Here is an 18983-nt window from a genome sequence, read left to right as displayed (position 1 = left end):
CCATTTATTTCTAAATCAATACGCAGCGTCTCAATATTAATAATTAGCTAAATAAATACCAGACGATCCCGAGATTCAGCCTGAAATCTGAGACCGGATAATAAGGCGCTGCAAATGACCGGTTTTTCTGAATGGTCGTATTCAGGTGCTGGGCCTCGATGAAGAAAAACATTCGCTTCACTTTCAAATTAAAATACACATCCACAATCGGTTGGCCGCCTATAGAATACGATGATGAGTTTGGAAGAATAAATTCGTTCAGCACCGGCGAATATTCCCGCGAGGCGAACTTGCTGAAGTAATAAGCCTTAATTCCCGTTTGAATCTCAGCTGCATCTTTAAACGCTTTAGACTGCCAGTAAAGGTTTGCGCGACCAATAAATTTAGGCATCGGAAGCAAATCCTGATTGCTGAGCGCCGTCTGGAAATGCACACGCGGATTCAAATGAAATTTCCCGTAACTGAATATCGCTTCACCGCCGATCTGCGAAATATTCAAAGCTGAATTACTTTGCTGAGGTTGTGCTGCAGCATCCAGATACGTGTAATTGTTAATCATGAAATAGTTGGCAAATACCGAACTTTTAAACCATTTCAAGTTTACCGAACCGCCAATTTCGGTAATCGTTTCATTGACTGGATTTTCAAGGAAATAATTAAACCTGCGGTAAACAGAAGGGTTCATCAACAGATTAAATGTTGGGGAGGCAGTTTGGAAATTCACTTTCGCATCTACAAAATAACCCGCGACAGGCTCGAATTTCAGCAGGTTCTGAGAGCGCAGATAACTGCCAAATTCTGTTCCGGTAGAAATCTCAAGGTTTGAATTAAGTGCAACTTTATTCCACAAATTGATCTGGAGATTGCCCACCGCGCCCAAACGGTTTTCTGAAACTTCCTTCGGAATGTTCAGGGATGCTGGTAATGCCTCGCCGATACCGAGTTTAATGCTTTGGTGACGGACTCCCGCGTCGAGCTTGATATTTTCCTTATCGAAAATAATACTCACGGTGTTACTCAGGTTTTTCGAATACTTTTTCGAAGAAAGCGGATAATCTATGAGTTCTGAAATGTCATCAAAATAAAAATCCTGCGGCAAAGCCTGTATGAAATAATATTTGTTGCCCTGATGGTATAGCGTATGCCGAATCTTGAACGGAAATTTTTCCGATGCAAACGGCCGGAACTGATGACTAAGATAATAGCGGCGGTAAGAAAAACGCGAATCTGCGCCGGTAAGGTTTACCGGTAAATTGATGCGGTTGTCAAAATTCGAGTTATCGCCCAAAAACAAGCCGATATCTGCTACACCGCCATTCTCCTGGTTGTTGACATTTTGATGAACGAAATGCGCGAAAGCTTCGTATTTGTTATTCTTCGAAACATAATGTCCGGAGAAAATCACGTTGTTGTTCGCCGCAAGATTCTCTTGATAAAGCCCGAGCGAGCGCAAGCCCATATATTCGAGGGCAAAATTGAAGTTTTTACCAATATTTTGCGTGTACGTAGTTTGTAGGGCAGCACCGCTACTCACCGAGTTGTGATAGATAAACGAAGTGGTGGGCGTTTTCACATCATAATATCTGATGTCTTTTATCCCCTGGATGATAAACGACTTATTTGTAGGTAAAAGTGAGAGATTCTGCTCGGTATTCACTTCAAAGATTATAGGCTGAAAACCCGAGCCGATGTTTGCAAACTGAATACGTCCGAAATTATCGCGGTTGTTGTACTGCGTAAAAACAAAGGTTTTTTCAGGCGTGAATGCGGTATCGAAAATCTTCTTTTCGCTGAACTGTGTCCGGAAAGTATAATCGTAAATAGTGGGTTTAAAAATCTGCAGCGAATCTTTGCGTCCCGAATCGATAACCAACGTGTCTTTAGGTCTTACACGGTTAGAATCGGTTTTATTGAGCACCTGGGCGCTAAGAGACAGTGATAAAAAGAATATACAGAGAAGGAGAATCCTCATTATTTATTTTTGTGAGACAAATGTAAGAAATATGGGCAAATAAAAACCCCGCCGGGTGGCGGGGTAAGTTTTAAGAAAAATCTTAGTTGTAACCAGGATACTGTTTTAGGTTAGCGTTGCTGTTCAGCGCGCCTTGCGGAATAGGGAAGACAAACAGTTTATCACCGGCCGGGATCGTACAGTTAATCGTACAGTTCGATGGTCTTACGACAGGCAGATTGTGTCTCTTAAGATCGAAGAAGCGATGTCCCTCACCATAGAGCTCCTTAGCTCTTTCAGTCAGGATATCATTCAAAAGGTCGGCACCTGTATAAAGCGATCCGTTTCTTGAAGCTGCAAATGCGTTAAGTTCTGTAAGCGCCTGCGCATTCTGACCGGCTAAGTACAAACCTTCGATTCTGTTCAGGTATGCTTCTGAATAACGCAGAATTTTCACGTCTCTTACGTAATTTCCTTCAGAGGTAAGTCTTGGATATTTGTTCATCCAGTAACCTTTCGGGCTGTCTGTATTCGGCGTTGTAGGTCCTGTGTTTGAAATCAAACCAGTGGTAAGTGAACCTCGACGGATATCTGTAGCTGCGAAACTGCTGTAAAACGACTGGTTGATCAGCATACTTCTACGTGAATCCTGACGGCTATAAAACACTGGAAGCGAAACGTTTGAACCAATACCATTAGCTCTGTTAGTCACCTGGTTGAAATCAAGTTCCCAAATAGTTTCCGGCTGCTCTTCTGAAGCACCATCATCATTACCTGCAAAATAGCTTGTGTAGGCACTGATCGAATTCGTTCCAAGTCCGAATGAACCTGCAGGCGCGGAATCAATTACCTGTGTTGCAAGATCTACAGCCTTTTGGGCATCTCCCGCTGCACGGCGCGTAATGTATACTCTTGAAAGTAACAGTTTGGCTGCATCTTTTCCTAGTAATACTTTAGACTGCGGTGTAGCTTCAGCGTTTTGCGCACCTTCGGTAAGGTCTTGAATGATTCTGTCATAAACTTCAGCAACCGTTGCACGTGCCGGCTGAATGGTAACATCATACACATCCGTCACCAACGGCACACCATACTCCTGGTTCACACCAGATGAAGGTGTAGGTGAGTAATAGTTCACCAAAATGAAGTAAGCCATACCGCGCAAAATCTTAGCTTCTGCTTTCATGCGGATAACCTCTTCATCTTCAGGGACCGAAGACTGAATCACGAAATTACATTTGGTGATCATGTCATACAAAGTTCCGTAAAACTTAAAATCATTTACGGTCGCACTGTAGTTGTAAGTATAGGTTGTAGTGTAAGATGAGTTCGAGTTCGAAACGAAGAATTTATCACCCAAAATATCGGCAAACATTGTAGCTTCGGCACCAAGGGCATTAGCTGAGGAAATTGAAAGGTAAGCACCGTTCAGAAGTTGCTGAAGTTTGGTGGGTGTATTGATTTCATTTAAGCTGTCCTGGTCGGGCGGAAGCAATTCCAGATCACGGTTGCTGCAGGAGTTGCTCGTGAAAAAGACCAGCGCTGAGGATAATATTATTAAATATTTTTTCATTGTTATATTAAATTTAGTCATTAAAAACCGATTTGAATTCCGAATGAAACGGTACGAACCACTGGAGAGGCGTACCAATATCTGCCTTTTCCAAGTGCTGACCATGAGTTGGAAGTTGATTCCGGGTCATAGTTCAAATCTTTATCAAATACGTAAGTAAGCAGGTTTGTCCCTCTTGCATAGATAGTCAGGTTGTTTATGCCCGTAGCATCCTTGAATGTATCGCCGAAAGAATATGCAATTCTGGCTTCTTTAAGTCTGATATGATCACCTTTGTTCAGGAATCGCGAAGATTCAAGTCTTGAACTTCTTGGGTTACCGATCACCGCTTTCGGGTTGTCTGCACTGAAATTTTCAGCTCCCGGCGCATCAGTCCAGCTATTATAAAGCGCATCGGTAATCTGGTTTCTGGTCGCAAAACGTCCGTCGTGGATTGTGTAAGAGTGAACACCATTCTGCACGTAGAAATCAAACTGCCCTGAAAGCATAAAACTCAAAGTAAAGTTTTTGTAGTCGAATGAGTTTGTAAGACCAACGTTATAAGTTGGGAATGCATTTTTACCCATCCATACCTTCTCCGCTTGTGTCTTGTCATTTGTTACAGTGGTGCGTGAACCATCAGTATACCAAATACCGTCACCCGCAGAAATACCATTGGCTGCATCATCGGTTTGCGCTACACCTGCCCAAAGCCATGTGTAATATTCTCCGAAAAGTTTGCCGGGAGCAAAAGCTACAAGTTCATTACTTCCATCAGATGTTTCTCCTTCAAATGTTACCAGATCAACGTTCAGTTTTTCGATTCTTGATTTTCCGTAAGATCCATTCGCATTGATGTTCCAGCTGAAGTTTTCAGTCCGTACCGGTACTGCATCCACTACCACTTCAAAACCGCGGTTTCTGATGGCGCCAACATTGTCATAGAAGAAAGTAGGACCACCTGTTTCCACCGCCGGATAGGAGCGGAAGATTGCCTTATCCGTCAGTTTGTCGTAATAATCTAAGGTAAATTTGAGCCTTTCATTCAGAATTCCGAAATCTGCACCTACATCAAGATGCGCAGATTCTTCCCAGCTCAGGTTACGGTTACCCGCCGAAGCGATAAATCCATTACCACCGTATGGTCCCCAACCGATGTTGGAATCATAAACAAGTGTCGCGTACTGGTTGTACTGGCTGTACCACTGGTCTGCGTAAGGAATATTACCCAGGACACCGTAGCTTGCACGAAGCGTCAGTGACGAGAAAGCATCAGGCATGAAAGATTCATTCATCACATTCCAGGAGCCACCTAAAGACCAGAAACTACCCCATTTGTTTTCACCCAAAGTGGAGTTACCGTCACGGCGAAGCTGCCCTGAAATCGTATACTTACTGTCTAAAGTATAATTAAGTCTTCCGAAATACGAAATCTGTCTCCACTGCTGGTCTGTGTTTGAGGCAAACTGCTCATCAGAGAAACCAAAATAAGGTCTGGGATCGTTCTGCGTGAAAGTAATCGCCTGGAAGTTGTTATAGGTATGATCCTGATACTCCATTCCGAGGAATGCCTGAACATTGTGACGTCCATTGAAGATATTTCGGTAACCTAATGTATTCGACCAGTTCCAGTCGAAAATTGTAGTGCGGAAATCACCAAGGAAACCTTGAGTATCCGTCATGATCGTATACACAGGATGCCCCGCAAGAACGTTTTGTCTTTCCGTCATGAACTGTGCCTGCATACCGTACAGGGAATTGAAATAGAAATTCTTGATGAACTGATAATCCATATTCGCTGAACCGATGATGGTGTTGATCGTAGATTTCTGGCTGGTCTCATCCAGGATAGAAACCGGGTTGAAACCTGGTGTTGGTGAGCCTTCACCCAGATCCTGATTGTAGTCACCGTTCTCAAGATAAATAGGTCTCAGTGGAGAAATCATGATCGATGATGTAACCGGGTTTGCCGATGCACGTCCACCGAAATAGGTTTGTCTTTTGATATTTGAATAATTGAGGTTTACCCCAAATTTCAGTTTATCAGATGCTTTGTGATCTACAGCCGTATTTACACTTATTCTGTCAAAGTTTGAGGTTTTGATCAGTGGGCTATTGTTATAATACGTTCCACCGATACGGAAAGAGGTATTCTCGCCACCACCTGATGCAGAAAAGTTGTAAGTGTTTACTACAGATGAAGTTCTGTTTACGGCCTTTACCCAATCTGTATTGGTGGTCCCGTCATAATTACCCTCATAGGTAGGTTCTGACAGGAAAAAATCTGTAGCCTCCTGCAGTGTAGAAAAGGTTTGGCCCAGAAGGTCCTGACTGTTCCACATCAAGATTCCACCATATTTAATGTATTCGTCAGAAGACATCAGTTCCATCTTGTCGAAGGCGCGGTCCTGTGTTCCGGTCTCAGTAGAGAATTCAAAACGTGTCTTTTGGTTATACTTTCCTTTTTTAGTGGTAATCAGAATCACACCGTTCGCACCGCGTGAGCCGTAAAGTGCAGTAGCCGAAGCGTCTTTCAGCACTGACACATTTTCAATAGCATTCGGGTCGATCGCGGAAAGCGGGTTCCACGATTCCATCAAGGAAGCGTTATCTGATCCCTTCCCTACAATTACACCATCGATTACGTATAGTGGGTTTGGCGTACCAAGAAGAGAACTTACCCCACGGATGGTTACCATATTTGATGATCCCGGATCACCACTGGCTGAAGAGAAGTTGAGCCCGGCCACACGGCCGTTCAATACTTCATCCACCGATGAAAATGGTGTGCTTTCAAAATTAGCCTTGGAAACTACATTATATGCGCCCACTTTCTGAGCCGGATCCAGCTTGATCCCCCCGATCAGTACTACCTCCTGAATTTCTTTAGTTTTAGTTGCAGTATCTCTGTTTGCCCGCTGCGCATTCAATGCGTGTCCTGCAAAGAAAAGCACGCCGATACTTAAAACTCGTAATTTTACATTCATATTAACACATTTTAATATTTTAATAGGCAAATATGTTAATTTATATTAACATAGCCAAAACAATTTTTAGGAAATTGCAATCTTTTTTTTGTTCTGGTACGGAATGTGTGACGTAATACCCATTTCTTTTCCAAAATGGCAACGATACCCGTTAGCGCCCGATTTTACACGTTTTCGTGAACGGAACTGAAGCTTTGATCTCGACGAATTACTTAAATTTTAAATAAAAAATGCTCCACCCAAACGGGTGAAGCACTTTTATAAATTACAACGTCTAAACTATTAGAAGTTCGGATTGTTGTTGATTTCTGCCTGAGGTATATCATACGTCAGTCTATCATCATCAGAGTTGAAACTCTGGCCTGCAAAGAACAAGTGGTTCGGACCTCTCTTCACCGTTGCCTTGTTTCTCTTCATAGCCAGGTAGCTCTTACCTTCACCCCACAATTCGATTCTGGTTTGCAGATAAATCTCATTCAATAGAGCTGTACCAGAAAGACCGGAAATGTAAGATGTATCCGCGACTCTGTTAGCTAAGAAAGAGCTAAGTACTGTTCTTGCCTGAGCTTCGTTTCCAGACTTCGCAAGGGTCTCAGCCGCAAGAAGGTGGAACTCATCAACACGCATGTAAAGGTAGTCTGTGATCACGATACGCTGACCACCGATTGTACGCGCAGGATCAAAGAATTTATTCACAGGAACAGCAGGATAATCAAATGTACCCGCAGCATCAGCAGGAGCCGTAGTGAATCCGCTGGCAGTTTCATTTACAGATCTGAACTGGTTTCTTCGGATATCATCTGCACGCATTGCACTGTAAAGATCTAAGTCAATAGATTTAGCATCACCAACCCAAGAGTAAGAGTACGTGGTAATATCTAACTGACCCCACCAGCTGATCAAGTCAAGATCGTTTGCCAGTGTAAGGTCGAAGCCCCACATCCAACTTGGAGTCGCCAGGCTATTGAATCCGCCCCCTGTAGCACTAGCTTCGTCAAATACAAGGTCACCTGCAGTAGTTTTAGGGAACTTAGCAATTAATTCTAATGAAAGAGTAGCTGCTTTCGCGTTATCTCCCATTGCAGCATATGTGTATGCCAACAAACCTTTAGCCACATCCTGGTTGATCATCCCTTTGTTTGCACGGCTGAAACCGTTCAGCAAAGTTACTGCCTCAGAAAGGTCCTTCACGATCTGTGCGTAGATCTCAGACTGTAAAGCTTTAGGCTTCGCTGCTACACCAGTATCCGTATAAAGTGGAATTGCAGGTGATGCCGGATCATATTTGGTAGTGAAATACTGAGTAAGGTAGAAGTATGCATAGGCCCGTATCGCTTTTGCCTGACCCATTGATGCTTTATCGCTGGCTGTAGCAGGAACGAAATCGTTTCCACCCAATCCCGCGATTACATCGTTTGCAGCGTATGCAATTCTGTAGTAATATCTCCACGGCATGTAGTTGGAGTTATTAGTAAAGTCAGTAGTCGCTGTAAGGTTGGCAATGTTTCGGTACCATCCATAAGTTACACCGCTCAGTACCATATCACCCGACAAAAGGTCTGCAGTGAGGTCGTAACCTTTCTGACCGTAATCATCATGACCCGTAGTACCTCCTGTTCCGGTATTTACCATCATCAGGTAAAGACCGTTCAGTTTCGCCTGAGCTGGCGGATTTGCCAACGTTTCCGTCGGCTCGCTTTCCAAAAACTCATCTCTACAAGAAGAAGTAGTGAAGAGTAGTCCCATCATGGAACCTAATATAAGTAGCTTTTTCATTTGTTAATTAAAAATTTAGAAGTTTGTCTTTACACCAAACGTAATGGTAGAAAGAGGTGAATATCTGTAAGTGTTACTGTTCCCGGTTTCAGATGTTGTAGGGTTGAAACCTTGTCTCTTAGTTTGGATCCACAAGTTATCTCCCGTAAGTGAAATAGTAAGACCGTTAAGTCCAAGACCTGCAAAATATTTGTTTGGCATTGTGTAAGCCAGTCTCACATTATTCAACACAAGATAATCAGACTTTGTGAGGAACCTTGTTGACATACTGTTATAGTTAGTATCTCCAGTACGGTTGCTGGTAAGTCTTGGTACATCTGTGATGTCACCTGGGTTCTGCCATCTTTGCATGATATCCTGGTGCCAGTTGTTGTTACCTACGACACTGTTGTGCATCAATGCTGCGTAAGCGCCGTCATAAGCGTATCCACCGATACCATACAGGAACTGAGCAGATAGTGAAACCGCTTTGTAACCTGCATTTACAGAGAATGCACCTCTAAGGTCAGGAATAGCTGATTTACCCACATATTTCTGAGTTGCTTGTGTGTAGTTTTCTGTAGTTGCTTCCAACACTGTAGCTCCAGGATTAGCGGCTAAAAATTCTGTAAGTGACGCGATCTGCTCACCAGAATCGAATTTTCCGTTACCGTTGTTATCCGTATAGCTTACGTTCCACATGGCTGCACCCGTTGCAGGGTTCACGCCAGCCCATTCTCTCATATAGAAATCATAAAGTGAGTGACCTACTGATCTACCGAAGCCAACTTCAGCTACATCAATAATCTTTGGCTGCTGCGTAGAAGGATCAATTGGCATTCTGGTAAGCTTGTTATCAAGCCATTCACCGTTCACAGAAAGATCTAAATAGAAATCGTCTTTATTAATTACGTGACCTGTCAATGTAAATTCAACACCCTGGTTCACCAAAAGACCGTCGTTTACTTTCAGGATTGCGTTACCTGTAGAAGGTGCAAGTCTTGAATCAAAGATAAGCGCGTCTGTAGTTTTGTGGAAATAATCTACAGCACCTTCAATAATTCTGTTTTTGAATAAGGTGAATTCTGCACCCGCATCAAACACTTTAGATTTTTCCCATGTAAGTTCTGGGTATCCGATTCTGTCAAAAGCCGCAGCCGGAAGATCCATAAAGTTACCAGGGTTGTACACATTGTACCCAGGGTAGTAACCTACACCTGCCTGATCACCTACAGTACCGTAGCTGGCCTTAAGTTTAAGTCTGTTGAAAACGTTGCTGTCCTGCATGAAAGCTTCTTTGTTTACAACCCATCCAAGACCTACGGAATAGAAAGTATCCCATTTGTCATTAAGGAATCGTGAAGTACCGTCTCTTCTCACACTTGCAGAAAGCAAATATTTACCTTGGAAATCATACATTGCCTGACCAAAGAAACTTTCAAGCGCATAGTTGTAAAGGTAAGAATATGCCGGGTTCTGGTTGATTGCGTTGTTGAATTCGCCACCATCAGGAATTACCAAACCATATTTAGAAACTGACATGTAGTTGTATTTCCAGTCAGTTGTTTCATGTGCAGCAAAAGCCTGTACGTTATGATCTCCAAACTTCTTCATGTAACGAAGCAACTGAAGGAAGTTGTATGAGAATAATTCTGTACGAACTTTATAAAGTGATCCGAACTGGGAAGCAGAGCTACCGTAGTAAGGGTTGCTGTAGTCGTTTCTGGAGTTGTTGTAATACTGACCACCGATTCTTGTTTCGAAGCTCAGGTCTTTGGTAATGTCAGCTTTCAGGAAGAAGTTCGCGTTCATTTCGTGCTTCTTTCTGTTATCCAGGTTGTACGTTGCGTCCGCAATAGAGTTGGTAAGTGCACCGAAACCTCTACCGTTACCATAATCGTACTGGTATCCACCATAATATGGATCATTTACGAAGCCACCCTGAGCATTTCTAAGGAACAATGGATAGATCGAAGGAATGTTATCTACGAACCAGAAGATACTTCCACTGTCTTCAGTCTGGCCGTTTCTATCTGTATCAGAGAAAGCATAACCCATGTTAAACTCACCTTTCAACCACGATTTAGCCTGGTGTGCGATGTTCAAACGTCCGCTGTAACGCTCATACTTAGAGTTGATGGTATAACCTTCATCTTTCAGATAACCGATACCGGTATAATAAGTAGTCTTTCCTTCACCACCGCTGATGCTGAAGTTGGTCTCAGATCTCATAGAGGTCTGGAAACCATAGTCTCTCCAGTCTTCCGGGTTATATTTTCTTGTAACACCTTCTCTTACCTGATGTGTAGCAGGATCAATCAACTGTGCTGCCGTAGCATTCCACATATTATATTGAGTTCTTACACCCGCCGTAGAGAAAAGTCTTGCATTAGCATAAGCTACAGGATCTGCACTTCCGCTTAGTCTTCCCTGGTTGTAAAGTGCTTCCCATGAAAGTCCGATGTATTGTTCCGGGCTGCGGATCACATCGTAACGCGGGATTAAAGGTGCATTGAAACCAATTCTAGTGTCGATGGTTACTACATCTCTACCGGCTCTACCTTTTTTAGTCTGAATCAATACAACACCGTTCGCACCTCTGGAACCATAAATTGCGGTTGCAGTAGCGTCTTTAAGAACAGTCATGTTTTCGATGTCGTCTGGGTTGATCGCAGATACGTTACCTGCAAACGGAATTCCGTCTAAAACATAAAGCGGCTCTCTGTTTCCACTTACCGATCCGAAACCTCTAATTCTGATAGAAGGCTCAGAACCCGGCTGTCCGGAAGTAGTAATAACACGTACACCAGCAGCTTCACCAGTCAGCGCCTGTGCAACATTTGATACATTCTTCTTAGCAATGTTCTCACTGCCAACTTTGGAAACCGATCCAGTGTAATCTTCTTTTTTCACTGCGGTATAACCAACAATCACCACCTCATCTACTTCAACAGTTCTTGTTGAGTCAGTCTGAGCATATGCCATTCCTCCTCCTAAAAAGAAGATAACACCTGCTCCGAGTGCTTTTAATTTCACATTCATCTTAACACATTTTTTTTAAATTGAACGCAAATATGTTAATTATATTTAACATTAACAAACCGCTCCAATACTCAGGATATTTATTCGTTTTTAATTTTACAATGGATAAGCGTGATTAATGCCTCATTCTAAATAATTGACAATGTTCTTTGTACAAGTACTGTTAAAACCCCGATAAACTTACGTTAACTAAAATTTTGTTTTTTTTACAATTTAACATTTAAGCGCAATACTAAGCTACGAATTAGATTATGTTTTAATTATTTTCTTGTCTTTAAGATAAAATCCCGCCCTGTTATTTATCGTTTTTCTTACGATTATGCATTTTAAAAAAAAAATCCGTCCTTCTTATAAAAAGGTCGGATTTCCGAAAATTTAGCTGAATGAAGTTGTCATCGATGTAAGTTACCATCCGGGGTTTGCGCTCGCGACCTTAGCCGGGATTCCCGCAATGTCAAATTAGCTTCAGGTACAAAAAAAGACCTGCTTCTCAGCAGGTCTCCTATTTATATGTCAATTTTATTATTTGAGTTTCTTCTTCACAGCAACTTCTTCATACACTTCCAGGATGTCACCAACTTCGATATCGTTGTATCCTTTGATGTTCAAACCACATTCGTAGCCTTTCGTTACTTCTTTCACATCGTCTTTGAAACGCTTCAAGCTTTCCAGTTCACCATCAAATTTCACGATTCCATCACGCAGCAAACGGATTTTGGAGTTTCGTGTCACTTTTCCGGTCAAGACCATACAACCTGCAATAGAGCCAACTTTCGAAATCCTGAACACTTCACGGATCTCTACGTTACCGATTACCTGTTCTTTAATCTCCGGCGAAAGCATACCTTCCATCGCTTCTTTTACATCGTCTATAGCAGCGTAGATTACAGAATATGTTCTGATCTCAATCTCTTCTTTATCAGCAAGGTCTTTCGCATTTACACCGGCACGTACATTAAAGCCGATCATAATAGCATCCGAAGCGGCTGCAAGCAACACGTCGGACTCGGTTATCTGACCGACACCCTGATGGATGATGTTCACGCTGATCTCTTCTGTGCTAAGACTTTGCAACTGATCTGAAAGTGCTTCCACAGAACCGTCCACATCACCTTTAAGGATAATGTTAAGTTCCTTGAAGTCGCCAAGGGCAATTCTACGGCCAAGTTCATCAAGCGTAAGGTGCTTCTTGGTGCGGATAGACTGTTCGCGTTGAAGCTGTTCACGCTTAGTGGCGATACTTTTCGCTTCTCTTTCATCTTCAAACACGCGGAATTTATCCCCAGCTGTCGGCGCACCGTCGAGTCCCAGAATCGTAACAGGTATTGATGGACCGGCAGATTCAAGAGGCTTACCACGCTCATCAAGCATTGCTTTTACCTTACCGTGGTTTTTACCTGCAAGAACATAATCACCTACCTTCAGTGTTCCACTTTGTACTAGGATAGTAGAAATATATCCACGTCCTTTATCAAGTGACGCTTCTATTACTACACCCTGTGCATTTTTGTTTGGATTTGCTTTAAGTTCAAGCATTTCAGCCTGAAGCAAAACCTTATCCAGCAACGCATCCATATTGTTACCAAACTTAGCTGAAACCTCCTGAGACTGTACATTTCCACCCCATTCTTCCACGAGTACATTCATCGAAGAAAGTTGCTGACGTACGTTATCTGGATTCGCGTTTGGCTTATCTACTTTGTTTAACGCAATGATCATCGGAACTCCCGCCGCCTGTGCGTGAGAGATCGCTTCTTTGGTCTGAGGCATCACATCATCATCCGCAGCTATCACAATAATTGCGATATCGGTGATCTGCGCACCTCTCGCACGCATCGCGGTAAAGGCTTCGTGACCCGGTGTATCCAGGAACGTGATTCGCTGACCGTTTTCAAGCTGAACATTGTATGCACCGATGTGCTGCGTAATACCCCCAGATTCACCGGCGATTACGTTTGTCTTTCTGATATAATCGAGTAAGGAAGTCTTACCGTGGTCTACGTGACCCATTACGGTAACGATCGGTGCACGTGGCAACAAATCTTCCTCAGTATCTGTATCTTCTTCAATTGCAGATTCTTCAAGATCCGCATCAGAGAATTCAATTTTGTATCCGAATTCGTCAGCTACAAGCAGAAGTGTATCGGCTTCCAGACGCTGGTTCATGGTTACCATTACGCCAAGAGAGAAGCACGCTGAAATCACTTCCGTCGGGCTTACGTTCATCAGGCTGGCCAATTCACCAACAGTAATGAATTCGGTTACCTTCAGAGTTCTGTCCGCTGCATCCATTTCCTGCTGCAGTTCGTCCTGCTCGCGGCGGTATACACGTTTTTCTTTTCTGTATTTAGCACCCTTGTTCTTACCGCCTTTATTGGTAAGTTTTTCAAGTGTTTCTTTAATTTGGTTCTTTACCTGCTCATCGGTAAGTTCTACCGGCATTGTAGGTGCGCCGCGTCTGCTGCCACCACGTCCGGCATTTCCACCCTGGCCTCCCGGACGGTTTCCACCCTGGCCACCACGGTTTCCACCAGCCTGACCGGGACCGCGATTGCCGCCCTGCCCTTGTGGTCTGTTACCTTGAGTACCCGCTGTTCCGGTGCCCGGTGTTGCAGGTTTTTCAATTCTTTTTCTTTTCTTCTTGGCTGCCGCGCTTGAAGATTTTGGTTTGTTGAACTGTGAAAGGTCCACGGTTTCCTTCAGAATTTTCACACCATCCAGCTTCTGATAAACAGTTTCTATCTTTTCAGGAACTGAAGGATCTGCCGGAGCTTTCTCGGGCTCAGCAGCAGGTTTTGGTGCTTCTTCTACAGGTTGTGGCTTCACTTCTTCTATAGCCGGTTTCTCCTCCTTCGGAGTTTCCTTCGGCGCTGTACGTGTACGGCCGCTTTCGATCTGTGAAAGATCTATCTTGTCAAGAACTTTAAATTCCTGCTTTTCCGCCGCAGGCGTATGCAGAGTAACCTCTTCAACCGGCTTCTCAGCTGGTGTTTCGACAGGTTTTTCAACCGGAGCTTCAGGCTTCTTAGGCTCGAGGTCTATTTTGCCCAAAACTTTGGTTTCGGGACGGGCGGTGGTTCTGGCGCGAATGATTTCTGGCTTAGATGGCTCTATTTCCAGTTTTTCTTCGGGAACCTTCGTGATCACCACCTCGTGCGAGGCTTTACGCTGCTCACTGTCCTTCGCGAACTCCGCTTTCAGTGCAGAATATGCTGATTCATCCAATTGAGCGTTCGGGTTATTGTCTACCTCCATTCCTTTAGACTGCAGAAACTCTACAAGTCTTGGGATTGAGATATTTAATTCCTTTACCGCTTTGTTTAATCTAATTTTGGACATGTATAATGTAAACTTTTGTTTTAATTTTTGGTAAAGTTAACCTATTTTAACGTTACCGGGTTTTTTTGGAAGTTTAATCCTCAAACTCTTCCTTCAATATCTGTTTTACTTCCTCGATAGTTTCCTCTTCCAGGTCAACCATTTTCAGAAGTGCATCTGTGTCTTTATCCAGCACGCTTTTCGCAGTAGTTAGTCCCACTTTCTCGAATTCATCGATGATCCACTGTTCGATATCGCCTTCTTCATTTCCGGCAAATTCTTTCAGTTCTACGTCATCGTCCTCACCAGATTCCCTGTAAACATCAATCTCATAACCGCTTAACCAAGATGCCAAACGGATGTTCTGACCCTGTTTTCCGATCACTCTTGAAATTTCGTCAACCGGCGTATATACCATTGCATAATTGGTCTCGTCGTTGATGTCGATCTTGTTGATGGTGACATTACCCAAGGCTCTTTTAACCATGATCTCAGGATTTTTTGACCATTGGATCACGTCGATGTTTTCATTCTTCAGTTCACGTACAACGCCATGAATCCTTGAACCTTTCACACCTACACACGCTCCTACAGGATCAATTCTGTCGTCATAAGCATCTACAGCGATCTTCGCTTTCTCACCCGGGATCCGCACTACTTTTTTAAGGATAATGGTACCATCCTGAATCTCAGGAATTTCAAGCTCAAGCAGTTTTTCGAGGAATTTCGGTGCTGTTCTTGAAACGATAATCTGCGGTTTTGCGCCTTTGAAATCTACACTTTCTACAATCGCGCGGATGTTTTCACCTTTCTTGAAGAAATCAGACGGGATCTGGTTTTCTTTAGGCAAAATAAACTCATTCTCCTCGTCATCAAGCAAAATCACATGTTTGTGACGGATGTGGTGAACTTCACCTACAACTATTTCGCCAATCTTGTCGCGGAACTCTTCATAAAGCATCGCATTGTTATGCTCCTGAAGTTTTGTTGCTAAAATCTGCTTCAGCGTAAGGATGCTGCGGCGTCCCAGACCTTCAATCGGGATTTCAATCGTAAAATCTTCGCCCACCTCAAAGGTTGGGTCAATTTTCTTAGCTTCAGAGATTTCTATTTCCAGGTCGTCATCTTCAGACATATCGTCTTCTACGATGGTTTTATTCAAAAATATCTGGAAGTCTCCCTTATCAGGATTCACGATCACATCAAAATGATCGTCTGAGTCGAATCTTTTTCTCAGCAAAGTCTTCAGCGAGTCCTCAATGATCGCCATCAGGTCGATCTTACTGATGCTTTTTTCCTCCTTGAAATCGCCAAATGCTTCTATTAATGCTAAACCGTCCATATTTATAAGTGATATAGAATGAGGCCTCTGCGGCTCCATCTTTATTATTAAAATTTAATCGTTACCAGTGCTTTTTTGATGTCGGGGTACAGAATTTCCCTGTCTTCCACCACATCGGTCTTACCTTTACCAATTTCTTTTGGCTTGCGGTATTTTAATGTCAAAATGATTTTATCTTCTCCCACTTCCTTCAGTTCACCCGTGATCTCGCTTGAATCTGTCATTAATAAATCAAGTTCGCGCCCGATATTTTTCCGGAACTGACGAGGCGTACTTAGCGGTTCGCTCAGTCCGGCGCTCATCACCTGCAGTGAAAAATCGTGCTCTTCACGATCCACATTAAACTCGATCGCGCGGCTCGCATCCAGACAGTCCTGAAGCGATACGCCATTGTCACCATCAAGGATCACCGTGATATCGTCAGCGGCAGAAAACTTCAGATCTACCAAAAAAAGGTCTTCTCTTTCCGCCAAAAAAGTGTGAAGCAATTCTTCAATTCTTTTTCTAAATTCCATAATTTCATGTAGGTTACGAAAAAAGGCGTTCTTTCGAAAGCCTTTTCATTATTATCCGTAAATCCGGTGCAAATATACACATTTTTAGCTATCAGACAAAATTTTTGTAGATTATAAAACCTTAACGGGCTGTACTGCAGCGCCGTCTATTTAATTATATTTGCATGTTTTAAAGAATTTTATTTTGAATATTACAATTGTAGGTACGGGCTATGTAGGATTAGTAACGGGGACTACCCTCGCAGAACTTGGAAATACCGTCTATTGCGTAGACATCGATGAAGATAAGGTTGCAGCCATGCAGCAGGGCGTAGTTCCGATCTATGAACCCGGGCTTGAAGAGATGTTTTTGAGAAACATCCAGTCCCGCAGGCTGTTTTTCACCACCAATCTGAACGAAGCCCTGCAGAAAAGCGAAGTGATTTATCTCGCGCTTCCTACGCCGCCGGGTGAGGACGGATCCGCAGACCTTTCTTATGTTTTGAATGTGGCCGAAAAAATAGGTGAAGCGATGACCGAATACAAAGTCATCGTCAACAAATCCACAGTTCCGGTGGGTACCGCAGACACCGTCCGCGAAACCATCTCGGCAGTGACAGACGTACCTTTTGACGTAGTTTCAAACCCCGAATTCTTAAGAGAAGGCTTTGCCGTGGAAGACTCAATGAATCCCGCCCGCGTCATCGTCGGCAGTGAATCTGAGAAGGCACGTGAAATCATGTCGAAAATCTACCAGCCTTTCACCAATACTGGGATTCCGATTATTTTCATGGATGAAAAATCATCGGAACTCACCAAATATGCCGCAAACTCGTTTCTGGCCGTGAAAATCACCTTCATGAACGAAATTGCAAATTACTGCGAAAAAGTAGGCGCCGATGTAGATAAAGTGCGTCTGGGTATGGGTTCAGATGACAGAATCGGGCACCGGTTTCTGTTTCCGGGCATCGGCTATGGCGGAAGTTGTTTCCCGAAAGATGTGAAAGCTTTGATTAAATCCGGCAAAAAAGAAGATTTTAATTTTCAGCTTCTGGAAGCGACCGAAAATGTGAATCAAAACCAAAAAACTATTCTGGTTTCGGAGATTGAAAATTATTTCGACGGTGATCTTCAGGACAAAAAAATCGCCGTTTGGGGACTGGCTTTTAAAGCAAACACCGATGACATCCGCGAAGCGTCCTCACTTGACAATATCCGCATGCTGCTCGAAAAAGGAGCAGAAATCTCAGCCTATGATGCGATTGCCGAACAGAACGTAAGAAAAATCCTTGGTGATAAAATAAAATACGCCACCGACATGTATTCAGCGCTCGAAAACGCTGATTGTCTGCTTATTGCCACTGAATGGAGTGAATTCCAAAACCCGAATTTCGAAATGATGGCTGAACAGATGAAAAATAAAGCAATCTTTGACGGCCGGAATATGTTCGCCCTTGAACAGGTGGAAAGTACCGGGTTTTTCTATAAATCGATCGGGCGGAAAACCATAAAGTAAGCTAAAACACACACAATTTGAAATTAAATTTATTCGGAAAAGCTTTATTCATGGCGATGCTGGCGTTTGTCGTCAGCACGTTTGTTTATTTCTCTTTTGCGAATATCTATTCTTCGAAAATCCTCAATTTTCAGGAATTTGAACAACAGTTCAGTTCGGGCATCTATCAGTACAGAAAATTAAGCGGCTGGCTGCTGCTTGGTGTTTACGAAGTTTTTCAGTCATTAAACCTAGATCCTGAAATATTTAAACTAAAATTTTTAGACCCAAAATCTGAGCCGCTATTTTACCTCAGTTTTTATCTTCTGAACACGTTTTTCCTGATGCTTTCGGCGGTCATGCTGACGCTGATTTCGGAATCAAAATCTTTCGAAGCCACCGAAACCGAGAAAACGCTGATCAACGGATTAATCATATTCACGATTTCCTTATCACAATTCGTGATCGTTCCATACGATGTTTCAAGTTATTTCTTTCTTATTCTATTCTTTTATATTCTCCTAAAATTTTTAAACCAACAAAACGCGCAAAATCTCGTTTCATTGTGCCTAATCTTAGCACTTTCAACCCTGAACAGAGAAACTGCGGCGCTTTCTGTTTCGATTGCTGCCACGCTTTTATACGCTAAAAACGGACTTCGGCAAGACACAAAAGTTCCCGTTCTGATCTTAGCTGGTGTTTTCGTTGCAGGTTATTTTGGTCTGCGGATGTTCGGCGAAGATTTTACCACGAACGATGGAAATTTGTTGATCCAAAATTTCACACAGCAAAAGAATCTGCTGGGTCTGGTTTTTTGGATTACTTTTCTGGTGTTCTCGCTGCTCATTGCGAAAAACAAAGGGTGCGCAAGAAGGATCTTGATGTTCCATGTCCTTTCAGCACCGTACATCTTCATGTGTTTTTACTCCGGAATTTTATACGAAATACGGCTTTACGTACCGCTTTTCATCACATCAGTTCTTATCGGACGCACGAAACTTAGCCAAATTTCATTAAATAAAACTATTTTTGGTTAAATATCATTAAACA

10 protein-coding genes are annotated in these 18983 nt (G+C 43.0%); 2 read left to right on the top strand and 8 right to left on the bottom strand.

What is annotated here, in order from left to right; translation table 11 throughout:
* Positions 1-43 precede the first annotated feature (43 nt).
* From H9628_RS03825 to rimP, 8 genes are all read right to left on the bottom strand, one after another.
* On the bottom strand, positions 44-1972 hold the full coding sequence (locus H9628_RS03825) for a putative porin (RefSeq protein WP_251832792.1): 1929 nt from the start codon (positions 1970-1972) through the stop codon (positions 44-46).
* Between the two features lie 82 nt (positions 1973-2054).
* Positions 2055-3521: a RagB/SusD family nutrient uptake outer membrane protein gene (locus H9628_RS03820; protein ID WP_251832791.1), complete on the bottom strand. Its 1467-nt coding sequence runs from the start codon at positions 3519-3521 to the stop codon at positions 2055-2057.
* A gap of 20 nt (positions 3522-3541) precedes the next feature.
* Positions 3542-6487, bottom strand: a complete 2946-nt coding sequence (locus tag H9628_RS03815; RefSeq protein WP_251832790.1) for a SusC/RagA family TonB-linked outer membrane protein — start codon at positions 6485-6487, stop codon at positions 3542-3544.
* Between the two features lie 282 nt (positions 6488-6769).
* Positions 6770-8263, bottom strand: a complete 1494-nt coding sequence (locus H9628_RS03810; protein WP_251832789.1) for a RagB/SusD family nutrient uptake outer membrane protein — start codon at positions 8261-8263, stop codon at positions 6770-6772.
* A 15-nt stretch (positions 8264-8278) separates the two neighbouring features.
* Positions 8279-11284, bottom strand: coding sequence for a SusC/RagA family TonB-linked outer membrane protein (locus H9628_RS03805; RefSeq protein WP_251832788.1), 3006 nt, complete (start codon positions 11282-11284; stop codon positions 8279-8281).
* 522 nt (positions 11285-11806) lie between these two features.
* Positions 11807-14623: a translation initiation factor IF-2 gene (infB, locus tag H9628_RS03800; RefSeq protein ID WP_251832787.1), complete on the bottom strand. Its 2817-nt coding sequence runs from the start codon at positions 14621-14623 to the stop codon at positions 11807-11809.
* Positions 14624-14696: 73 nt separating this feature from the next.
* The gene (gene nusA, locus H9628_RS03795) at positions 14697-15944 is read right to left on the bottom strand and encodes a transcription termination factor NusA (RefSeq protein WP_251832786.1); all 1248 of its coding nucleotides are present in this window, start codon (positions 15942-15944) and stop codon (positions 14697-14699) included.
* A gap of 47 nt (positions 15945-15991) precedes the next feature.
* Positions 15992-16459, bottom strand: coding sequence for a ribosome assembly cofactor RimP (rimP, locus tag H9628_RS03790; protein ID WP_251832785.1), 468 nt, complete (start codon positions 16457-16459; stop codon positions 15992-15994).
* A gap of 184 nt (positions 16460-16643) precedes the next feature.
* On the opposite strand from rimP, the gene H9628_RS03785 reads away from it, so the two are divergent.
* Positions 16644-17954, top strand: a complete 1311-nt coding sequence (locus tag H9628_RS03785; RefSeq protein WP_251832784.1) for a UDP-glucose dehydrogenase family protein — start codon at positions 16644-16646, stop codon at positions 17952-17954.
* 17 nt (positions 17955-17971) lie between these two features.
* Positions 17972-18970, top strand: a complete 999-nt coding sequence (locus H9628_RS03780; RefSeq protein ID WP_251832783.1) for a hypothetical protein — start codon at positions 17972-17974, stop codon at positions 18968-18970.
* Positions 18971-18983: the final 13 nt, after the last annotated feature.

Origin of the sequence: Kaistella pullorum (assembly GCF_014837035.1) — a bacterium.
In the GTDB taxonomy this organism is placed as follows: domain Bacteria; phylum Bacteroidota; class Bacteroidia; order Flavobacteriales; family Weeksellaceae; genus Kaistella; species Kaistella rhinocerotis.
Note: the sequence above shows the minus strand (reverse complement) of the source record. Positions and strands in the feature narration are given on the sequence as shown.

What these genes read in the sequence shown, in the direction of transcription:
- H9628_RS03825 (WP_251832792.1), bottom strand. Translation starts at nt 1,972, where the DNA reads ATGAGGATTCTCCTTCTCTGTATATTCTTTTTATCACTGTCTCTTAGC.
- H9628_RS03820 (WP_251832791.1), bottom strand. Translation starts at nt 3,521, where the DNA reads ATGAAAAAATATTTAATAATATTATCCTCAGCGCTGGTCTTTTTCACG.
- H9628_RS03815 (WP_251832790.1), bottom strand. Translation starts at nt 6,487, where the DNA reads ATGAATGTAAAATTACGAGTTTTAAGTATCGGCGTGCTTTTCTTTGCA.
- H9628_RS03810 (WP_251832789.1), bottom strand. Translation starts at nt 8,263, where the DNA reads ATGAAAAAGCTACTTATATTAGGTTCCATGATGGGACTACTCTTCACT.
- H9628_RS03805 (WP_251832788.1), bottom strand. Translation starts at nt 11,284, where the DNA reads ATGAATGTGAAATTAAAAGCACTCGGAGCAGGTGTTATCTTCTTTTTA.
- infB (WP_251832787.1), bottom strand. Translation starts at nt 14,623, where the DNA reads ATGTCCAAAATTAGATTAAACAAAGCGGTAAAGGAATTAAATATCTCA.
- nusA (WP_251832786.1), bottom strand. Translation starts at nt 15,944, where the DNA reads ATGGACGGTTTAGCATTAATAGAAGCATTTGGCGATTTCAAGGAGGAA.
- rimP (WP_251832785.1), bottom strand. Translation starts at nt 16,459, where the DNA reads ATGGAATTTAGAAAAAGAATTGAAGAATTGCTTCACACTTTTTTGGCG.